General features: G+C 68.7%; 7 protein-coding genes. All 7 read left to right on the top strand.

The annotated features are described in order from the left end of the window. The coding region (gene rpsF, locus Q7T09_RS11470; protein ID WP_304699791.1) for a 30S ribosomal protein S6 at positions 1-273 on the top strand (273 nt) is incomplete at its 5' end. Between the two features lie 18 nt (positions 274-291). Further along, entirely contained in the window at positions 292-570 is a 279-nt protein-coding gene (rpsR, locus tag Q7T09_RS11465) for a 30S ribosomal protein S18 (RefSeq protein ID WP_215340908.1), read from the top strand. 12 nt (positions 571-582) lie between these two features. Further along, positions 583-1,167, top strand: coding sequence for a 50S ribosomal protein L9 (gene rplI / locus Q7T09_RS11460; RefSeq protein ID WP_304699789.1), 585 nt, complete (start codon positions 583-585; stop codon positions 1,165-1,167). A gap of 170 nt (positions 1,168-1,337) precedes the next feature. Beyond that, positions 1,338-3,752, top strand: coding sequence for a TonB-dependent siderophore receptor (locus tag Q7T09_RS11455; RefSeq protein WP_304699788.1), 2,415 nt, complete (start codon positions 1,338-1,340; stop codon positions 3,750-3,752). Between the two features lie 182 nt (positions 3,753-3,934). After that, positions 3,935-5,437: a replicative DNA helicase gene (locus Q7T09_RS11450; protein ID WP_304699787.1), complete on the top strand. Its 1,503-nt coding sequence runs from the start codon at positions 3,935-3,937 to the stop codon at positions 5,435-5,437. A 39-nt stretch (positions 5,438-5,476) separates the two neighbouring features. Continuing rightward, a complete protein-coding gene (alr, locus tag Q7T09_RS11445; protein WP_304699786.1) occupies positions 5,477-6,571 on the top strand; it encodes an alanine racemase in 1,095 nt (364 codons plus the stop codon). Between the two features lie 308 nt (positions 6,572-6,879). Continuing rightward, the coding region (locus Q7T09_RS11440) for a DUF4386 domain-containing protein (protein WP_304699785.1) at positions 6,880-7,527 on the top strand (648 nt) is incomplete at its 3' end.

Here is a 7,527-nt window from a genome sequence, read left to right as displayed (position 1 = left end):
GGCGGCGTGGTCGCGAAGATCGAGTACTGGGGCCTTCGCAACCTGACCTATCGCATCAAGAAGAACCGCAAGGGCCACTATTCCCTGATCTCCATCGACGCCCCGGCGCCGGCGGTGAAGGAAATGGAGCGCCAGCTGTCTCTCAATGAAGACGTGCTGCGCCACCTGACGGTCCGCGTCGAGGAGCTCGACCTCGAGCTCTCGCCGGTCCTGGCCCGTCGCGACCGTGATCGTGAGCGCGAACCGCGCCGCGAAGACAGCTTCCAAGCCTAAGAAAGGGAGGATCATCACATGACCGACGAAACCTCCGAAGCCACCACCGCCGGCGCGCCTGCCGCCGGTGGCCAGCGCCGCCCCTTCTTCCGTCGCCGCAAGGTCTGCCCGTTCTCGGGCGCCGGCGCGCCGAAGATCGACTACAAGGACGTGAAGCTGCTGCAGCGCTACGTCTCCGAACGCGGCAAGATCGTGCCCTCGCGCATCACCGCGGTGTCGGCCAAGAAGCAACGTGAACTGGCCAAGGCCATCAAGCGCGCCCGCTTCCTGGCCCTCCTCCCCTACGTCGTGAAGTAGGGAGACAGGCACATGAAAGTCATTCTGCTCGAACGCGTCGAAGGCAAGGGCGCCCTGGGCGATGTGGTCACCGTAAAGGACGGCTACGCGCGCAACTTCCTGCTTCCGCGCAACAAGGCGCTCCGCGCCAATGCGTCCAACGTCAAGGTCTTCGAGGCCCAGCGCGCCGACATCGAGGCCCGCAACCAGAAGGCCAAGGAACAGGCCGCCAAGACCGGCGAAGGTCTGGACGGCACGTCCTACATCCTGATCCGTCAGGCGGGCGAAAGCGGCCAGCTCTACGGTTCGGTCTCCGGCCGTGACGTGGCCGACATCGTCAACGCGGCCGGCGGTAAGCTGGAACGCGCGATGGTGGCGCTGGACAAGCCGATCAAGACCCTGGGTCTCCACCCGGTGAAGGTCGTCCTGCACGCCGAAGTCGTCGTGACGGTGACCCTCAACATCGCCCGCAGCCAGGACGAGGCCGAGCGCCAAGCCCGCGGCGAGGACGTGATCAACGCTCAGTTCGAGGAAGATCGCGTCGCGGCCGAGGAAGCCGCCCAGGACATGCTGGCCGGCGGCGCCGGTTCGCACGAAGGCGACTACGTCGAGAGCTGATCTTCGAATCTGACTTGTCGACATTGATGACGGCGCGGAACCCCTGGTTCCGCGCCGTTTTCATGCCCGCCGTTGCAGAAATGTCATTTTCACGGGCAGCGGCGCCCCCTAGCTAGACAGTTACAAGGGCCAAGCTAGAGCTTCGGGTCTCCCGGAGCAGAGGGGATAATATGCGCTACCGTACACTCTTGATCACCACGGCGTCGGCCGTCAGCCTCTGGACCGGCGTCGCCGCCGCCCAGACCGCCCCCAAGACCCAGACCGAGGTCGAGGAATTCGTCGTCACCGGCACCCGCGCGGTGGGCCGCACCCGGCTTGAGACCCTGGCCCCCGTCGACGTCATCACCACCGAGACCCTGCAGCAGCGCGGAACCACCGAGCTCGCCACGGCCTTGGCCACCACGGTGCCCTCCATCAACTTCCCGCGGCCGTCCAACACCGACGGCACCGACACCATCCGCCCGGCCACCCTGCGCGGCCAGGGCCCCGACCAGACCCTGGTCCTGGTGAACGGCACGCGCCGCCACGCCACGGCCCTGGTGAACACCAATGGCTCGGTGGGCCGCGGCTCGGCCGCCGTCGACCTCAACGCCATCCCCTCCACGGCGATCGAGCGCATCGAGGTTCTGCGGGACGGCGCCTCGGCCCAGTACGGCTCCGACGCCATCGCCGGGGTCATCAACATGCGCCTGCGCGAAGCCAGCAGTGGCGGCGGCCTGACCGTCACCACCGGCGAATACGTCACCAGCTTCGACGGCTTCTACGGCGGCAAGCGCGACCTCACCGACGGCCAGACCACCACGGTCTCCGGCTGGCAGGGCCTGAGCCTGCTGGGCGACGGCTTCCTGACCCTGTCGGCGGAATATCGCACGCGCCAGAACACCAACCGCAGCGACGTCGATCCGCGCGTCACCCCGGTCCGCGTCACCTCGCGCTTCGGCGACGGGGACGCCGACGACCTGTCCTTCTACGCCAACGCCGGCAAGCCGCTGGGGGACACCTGGACCCTCTACGGCTGGTACGGCTACGAGCACCGCGACGCCTCGTCGGCAGCCACCTACCGCCTGCCCACCGACGCCACCCAGAACATCCCCGCGGTCTATCCCAACGGCTACCTGCCGCTGATCACCACCGACACCGAGGACAACAGCGCCGGCGTCGGCATCAAGGGAGAATGGGCGGGCTTCAACGTCGATGTGAACCTGGTCTACGGCAAGAACGACATCGACTTCGGCGTCCAGCACACCCTCAACCCGTCGCTGGGTCCGACGTCGCCCACCTCGTTCCAGGCCGGCGGCCTGACCTATGACCAGACCGTCTTCGGCGCCGACTTCAGCCGCGAGGTCGAGGTCGGGCTGGTGAAGCCGCTGAACGTCGCCTTCGGCCTTGAGGCCCGCCGCGAGAATTACAGGATCAACCCCGGCGAACCCGGCTCCTACATCCGCGGGCCCTTCACGACGCTGGCCCTGGGATCGCGCGGTTTCACCGGCTTCACCCCGTCCAATATCGTCGACGTCGATCGCGACGCCGTCGGGGTCTATCTGGATCTGGAAGGCAACCTCACCGAGAAGCTCTCGGCCTCGGCGGCCGTGCGCTACGAGGACTATTCGGACTTCGGCGGCAACACGACGGGCAAGCTCTCGGCCCGCTACGACTTCACGCCGGAATTCGCGATCCGTGGCTCGGTCTCCACCGGCTTCCGGGCCCCGGCCCTGCAGCAGCAGTACTACACCGCCACCTCGATCCTCTACATCAACGGCGTGCCCTTCGAGACCGGCACCTATCCCTCGGTCAGCCCGGTGGGCCGCGCCCTGGGGGGCAAGCCCCTGGAACCGGAGACCTCGGACAACTACGCCCTGGGCTTCGTCTTCCGGAAGGGCGCCTTCGAGCTGACGGTCGACGCCTATCAGATCAAGGTGAAGGACCGCATCGTCCTGTCGGAGACCCTGACCGGCAGCGCCACCGCGGCCCCCGGGACCAACGCCCGGATCATCTATGACCTGCTGTCGCCCTACGGCGCCTCGGCCGCGCGCTTCTTCATCAACGGCGTGGACACCGACACCAAGGGCGTGGACATCGTCGCCCACTACAAGATCGTCGACGATCAGGCCGGGACCTTCGACTTGACCGCCGCGGGCAACGTCAACGACTTCAGCGTCACCAAGACCCCCACCACCTCGGCCACCATCCTGCCGACCCCGGTCTCGCTGTTCGCCCGCCAGGCGACGCTGCGGTTCGAGGACGGCGCGCCCAAGCACAAGCTGACCCTGCAGGGCGACTGGAAGAAGGAGGGCTGGGGCGCCACCCTGCGCACCACCTTCTATGGCGATGTCCTGTCCCCGGGCACCCTGGCCAACGGCAGCGGCGACAGCAACACCGGCTCCCAGGGCATCGTCGACCTGGAGGGCCGCTACACCTTCCCGGCAGGCGTGACGGTCTCGGTGGGCGCCGACAACCTCTTCGACGGCTACCCGCTGCAGATCGCGCCAAACCTCAACACCTCGGGCGCGGCGCCCTTCTCGTCCTTCTCGCCCTTCGGCTTCGGCGGGCGGTTCGTCTACGGCCGCCTGTCCTACAAGTGGTAGGACCCGCCGACCTCTGAGACGGAGCGGCGCGGAACCCCGGTTCCGCGCCGTTTTCCTTTTGTTCCAGTTCTGCTAGACTTTCAGCTTACCCAAAGTGAGGTCATCCACAGGCCCGGCCCGAACCTGTGAGTAGGGCGTCTGGCCGCACTGTTCCGGCCTCCCCGTTAAGCTATCAGTAACCCATGGCCCTCGTTCCCGCGCTCGACCTTCGCCCCGCCCACAACGACACGTCGATCCCCCACGCCCCGGCCAATATCGAGGCCGAACAGGCCCTGCTGGGCGCGGTCCTCTACGACAACGCCACCTTCGAGCGGATCGGCGACTATCTGCAGGCCCGGCACTTCTACGAGCCCTTCCACGCCCGGCTCTACGCCGCCATCGAGACCCACGTCCGCAAGGGCCAGCTGGCCGAGCCCATCCTGCTGGCCGAGCAATTCAGCCGCGACCCGGCCTTCGAGGAGCTGGGCGGCATCCGCTACCTGGCCGACCTGGTGGACCGCGCCCCGCCGGGCGCCAACGCGCCGGACTATTCCCGCGTCATCTACGACCTGGCCCTGCGCCGAGACCTGATCCGCATCGGCGGCGACATCGCCCAGGCGGCCACCGCGCCGGAGGACGACCTTTCGGCCCGCGACCAGATCGAAGCGGCCGAACAGCAGCTCTACGCCCTGGCCGAGAGCGGCGGCCAGAGCCAGGGCTTCGTGCCCCTGTCGGAAGCCCTGCACGGCGCCGTCACCATGGCCGCCGAGGCCCACAGCCGCGAGGGCGGCCTGGCCGGCCTCTCCACCGGCCTCATCGACCTGGACCAGAAGCTGGGGGGGCTGCACCCCTCCGACCTGCTGATCCTGGCGGCCCGCCCCTCCATGGGCAAGAGCGCGCTCGCCGTGAACATCGCCTTCCACGTGGCGCGCAACTACGCCTGGGAGCCGCAGCCGGACGGCACCAAGAAGACCGTCAGCGGCGGGGTGGTGGCCTTCTTCCAGCTCGAAATGTCCGCCGACCAGTTGGCCATGCGTATGCTGGCCGACGTCTCCGGGGTGTCCGGCGACCGCCTGCGCAAGGGCGAGATCGACGCCGTGGAGTTCGGCCGGGTGCGCGACGCCGCCCTCGAGATCCAGGACGCTCCGCTCTATATCGACGACACCGGCGGCATCACCATGGCCAAGCTGGCCGCCCGCGCCCGACGCCTGAAGCGCATGGTGGGGTTGGACCTGATCGTGGTGGACTACCTACAGCTCGTCACCATCGGACCGGGCAGCAAGGTGGACAACAGGGTGCAGGAGGTCAGCGCCATCACCCAGGGGCTCAAGACCCTGGCCAAGGAGCTCTCCGTCCCGGTCATCGCTCTGGCCCAGCTCTCCCGCCAGGTGGAGAACCGCGAGGACAAGAAGCCCCAGCTCTCCGACCTGCGGGAATCGGGCTCCATCGAGCAGGACGCCGACTGCGTGATGTTCATCTACCGGGAGGAGTACTACCTCTCCCGCACAGAGCCCCGGGAAGGCACCCCCGAACACCTCACCTGGCAGGACCAGATGGACCAGGTGGCCGGCCTGGCCGAGGTGATCATCGGCAAGCAGCGTCACGGCCCCATCGGCACGGTGAAGCTGTCCTTCAACTCCGACCTCACCAAGTTCGGCAACCTGGCCCGCGACCACAGCCGCTACGACCAGCAGCAGCGCGACTGAGCCTTTCCCTTGGCCCTGTCACGCTCTAAGGGAGCGCCAATGGCTCTCCCCTCCTCCGCGCGTCTGACGATCGATCTCGACGCCCTGGCCCACAACTACGCCGTCCTGCGCGCCCAGGCCCCCGGCGCGGAGGCCGCCCCGGTGGTCAAGGGGGACGGCTATGGCCTCGGGGCCAGCCCGATCGGCCGCCGGCTGTGGGCGGAAGGCGCCCGCAGCTTCTTCGTCGCCCGCCTCACCGAGGGCGAGGCCCTGCGCGCGGCCCTGGGTCCCGACCGCCCGGCTGTCATCTATGTCCTGGACGGCATGACCAGCGGCACGGCCCCGCGCCTGCTGGCCGCCGACCTGACGCCGTCGCTGACCAGCGTGCCGCAGATCGAGGCCGCCGGCAGCTTCGCCTCGGGCCTGGGCCGCCCCCTGGCCGTGGCCCTGCACATCGACACCGGCATGAACCGCCAGGGGATCACCCCGGACCAGGCCGTGGCGCTCGCCCAATCCCGCGACCGGCTGGCCAATCTCGAGGTCGGCCTGGTGATGAGCCACCTGGGCTCGGCGCCCGAACCCCAAAGCCCGCGCAACGCCCGCCAGCTCGAACGCTTCGCCGCCGTCCGCAAGCTGTTCCCCGACGCCCGCGCCAGTCTCGCCGCCTCGGCTGGCGTCTTCCTCGGCGAGGATTACCGCTTCGAGATGGTCCGCCCCGGGGTCAGCCTCTATGGCGGCGGCCCCGAGGAGCGTCCCGACCCGCGCCTGAAGGCGGTGGCCACCCTGGAGGCCCCCATCCTCGACATCCGCAACATCGAGGCCGGCGAGACCGTCGGCTACGGCGACCGCCGCGTCGTCGACCGCCCCACCCGGGTGGCGGTGGTGGCTGCGGGCTATGCCGACGGCCTGGTCCGCGCCGCCAAGGCCGCCGGCCACGGCTGGTACGCCGGCGCCCCGCGCCCCTTCCTCATCGTCACCATGGACCTGATCCTGGTGGAGATCGGCGACACCCCCGCCGGCCTGGGCGACATGGTCGAACTCATGGGCCCCAACGCCCACATCGACGACCTCGCCGCCGCCGCCGGCACCGTGGCCCACGAATGCCTGGTCCGCCTCAGCCCGCGGGCGCAGCGGGTCTATCTCGGCCAGGTCTAGGCTCGGCGCCAGTCGCGCGGGGGCCAAGGTCTAGCTTTCGGGGTCAGTCAATAGCCTTATCCGCTTGGCCCCTCACGTCATCCCGGCCGCAGCGAAGCGGAGAGCCGGGACCCAGGGGCCGCGATCAATCCCCCTGGGTCCCGGGTCTCCCCTGCGGGTCGCCCGGGATGACGGTTGTTGGTGGGGAGCGGAGGGACCGCAACTCAACCCACCCGTCTTGACCTTCGACCATGCGTCAGATATTTCTGACACATGAAATGGAAAAGCCGGACCCATCGGCGTCTCCAGCCTGTCGAGAGACCCATGCCATGACCGCCCGCCCCCTCGAGACCCATCCCAACCTCTATGCCCGGCTGGCCGGCGCCATCTATCTGCTGGTGATCCTGTTCGGGGGCTTCTCCGAGGGGTTCGTCATGAGCAGCCTGGTGGTCTCGGGCGACGCCGCGGCCACGGCCCGCAACATCACCGCCGCCCCGTCCCTCTGGACCCTCAGCCTGGCGGGCAATCTCATCGTGCCGCTGATCGCGGTGGCGCAGCTCTGCATCGAGTACCTGCTGCTGCGGCCGGTCAGCCGGAACCTCTCCCTGCTGTTCCTGCTGTTCAATCTCGTCTCCCTGGCCGTGGAGTGCGTCAGCAAGCTGTTCCTGCTGATGGTGGTCCCGATCCTCAACCGCGCGGACGGCGCCTTCGATCCCGGCCAGATCCAGGCCCTGGCGGGCCTGGCGCTCGCCGCCCACGACATCGCCTTCCACATCACCCTGATCTTCTTCGGCGCGGCCTGCCTGCTCAGCGGCTACCTGATCTTCCGCTCGGGCTACCTGCCCCGGCTCGTGGGCCTGCTGATGCAGGCCGCCGGCCTCAGCTACCTGGTCGCGTCCTTCGCCCAGCTGTTCGCCCCGGGCTTCGCGGCCCAGATCACCCCGGCCATCCTGCTGCCGGCCCTGGTCGGCGAATCC

The organism is Phenylobacterium sp. (assembly GCF_030645195.1).
GTDB lineage: Bacteria > Pseudomonadota > Alphaproteobacteria > Caulobacterales > Caulobacteraceae > Phenylobacterium.
This window is presented reverse-complemented; position numbering and strand designations above follow the sequence as displayed.

What these genes read in the sequence shown, in the direction of transcription:
- rpsR (WP_215340908.1), top strand. Translation starts at nt 292, where the DNA reads ATGACCGACGAAACCTCCGAAGCCACCACCGCCGGCGCGCCTGCCGCC.
- rplI (WP_304699789.1), top strand. Translation starts at nt 583, where the DNA reads ATGAAAGTCATTCTGCTCGAACGCGTCGAAGGCAAGGGCGCCCTGGGC.
- Q7T09_RS11455 (WP_304699788.1), top strand. Translation starts at nt 1,338, where the DNA reads ATGCGCTACCGTACACTCTTGATCACCACGGCGTCGGCCGTCAGCCTC.
- Q7T09_RS11450 (WP_304699787.1), top strand. Translation starts at nt 3,935, where the DNA reads ATGGCCCTCGTTCCCGCGCTCGACCTTCGCCCCGCCCACAACGACACG.
- alr (WP_304699786.1), top strand. Translation starts at nt 5,477, where the DNA reads ATGGCTCTCCCCTCCTCCGCGCGTCTGACGATCGATCTCGACGCCCTG.